The 1,527-nt window shown below is 40.4% G+C and carries 2 protein-coding genes and 1 pseudogene; 1 reads left to right on the top strand and 2 read right to left on the bottom strand.

The features are described 5' to 3' along the window. Positions 1–203: 203 nt before the first annotated feature. Positions 204–500 (bottom strand): annotated as a pseudogene (locus HMPREF3144_RS12000) (thermonuclease family protein); the annotation flags it as partial. Between the two features lie 112 nt (positions 501–612). Next, positions 613–1,284 (bottom strand): hypothetical protein, encoded by a 672-nt coding sequence (locus HMPREF3144_RS04910; RefSeq protein WP_210394296.1) that lies wholly within the window; start codon positions 1,282–1,284, stop codon positions 613–615. Between the two features lie 68 nt (positions 1,285–1,352). Here HMPREF3144_RS04910 and HMPREF3144_RS04905 point away from each other — a divergent pair. Next, positions 1,353–1,527: transposase (locus HMPREF3144_RS04905; RefSeq protein WP_070476730.1), on the top strand; the 175-nt coding region annotated here is incomplete at its 3' end.

Raw genomic sequence — 1,527 nt, 5'->3', positions numbered from 1 at the left:
AGGAAGTTTGAGGGGTTATTGCAAAGGTCTCAAATTATTCCCATAAAAAAAACCGCCCAGGATATCCATGACGGTTGTTATTGATTAGTTTTATTAGTGGTTAAGATTTTGACTCTATCCCAACAATATCTTGTTGCTGATTCGGGATGACGTGAGCATGTACAGTTTTCCATATAATAATTTTCTGCATTTGATATCTTTTCCTATTTTTTATGCCTAAACTCTTCAGGCTCAATCGGATTCGAGTCTTGCCACAGTCCATTTTCATTGAGCTTTGCAATGCGGTAGGCATCAAGGTAATGAACTGGTGGGTTGTACCTGAAGTATGGCCAAGCTAAGCCGATTTGTACCAACCAAAGGTTAATGCTTTCATCATTTAAAAAGACCTCACCTAAAATACGGCCATATCGGTCTTCTTTTTTATATTTAACTTGGACTTGTCGCTGATTGATTTTTTGCGCTAAGGCTTTTTGTGCTACACGTCCGTAAGCTTGGCCACGTTCAGGCGCATCGGTACTCCTCCCTCAATTACATGAAATATAAAAATCAGAAAATCAGACAACTAGTGTGACAGAGGGGGAGGCTGAGGGCTAGAAACCCTCGGCTACTCGATTAAGCATTTTTCTTATGAATATCGAAAAGAAGACCTACTGGCGATTTCTTCACTTTTTTGTTTTCTTCTGCGAGATCTCTAATTGATTTTGGAATGTCTTTTAATTTTGGCACATCAAACATTTGATCTGCTGCTATTGTAGCCATACCCCAAACAGGAGTTCCAGTAACTGCGGCGGCCACTTCAAGTGAGCCAACAACTAACCACGAACCAATGTCTTTACCCGCAAATTTCCATTTTTTACTACTAAGGTCATCTAGGTTTTTTTGATGTTGGCTAAATGCTGAATTTATATTGTCGAAAATCTGGTCTCGACTGCGATGAAAATTGGCAGGGTTGACTTCAATTAAATCATTTACTCCTTTACCTAAAATCTCTCTAATCTCTTCCATAGCGCCTTCTTTTCGTATTTCTATTAGTGCTTCTGGAGGGATATTTCCAATCCATTGCATCTCACCTGTTGAAAGATCACTAAGGCCTTTAACGACATGGAGGTCTTGAGATTTTAATTCTGACTCAGCTCTTTCAGCATCGTATTCCATCTTCCATACGAGGTACTGCCAGGATGTCGGAGCATCTATTATGGGAGTACCATTTAAGCGCCTTGCTTTAACAAGCATTTCGTTGCTTACAGACATGCGGCCAAGAGCTTGACTCGCTAAGGTAACCACCCCCTAAATTAACACAGCTCAAATGTAGAGTTTTCCTTTACAATTAATTTATATTTAGAAGTTTTACTATGAGCAAACGTAAGAGTAAAGAACAGATTATCGCCTTGTTAAAGCGTGCAGAAGCGGGTGAGCCGATCGCTGACCTCTGTCGTCAAGAAGGTATTGGCGTTTCCACCTTCTACAAGTGGCGTTCCAAATATGATGGCCTCGAAGCCTCAGAATTGAAGCGCCTTAAACAGATAG

The organism is Oligella sp. HMSC05A10 (assembly GCF_001808335.1).
Lineage (GTDB): Bacteria > Pseudomonadota > Gammaproteobacteria > Burkholderiales > Burkholderiaceae_B > Oligella > Oligella urethralis.
The sequence above is the reverse complement of the archived record's forward strand: the minus strand, read 5'-3'. Positions and strand labels throughout refer to the sequence as shown.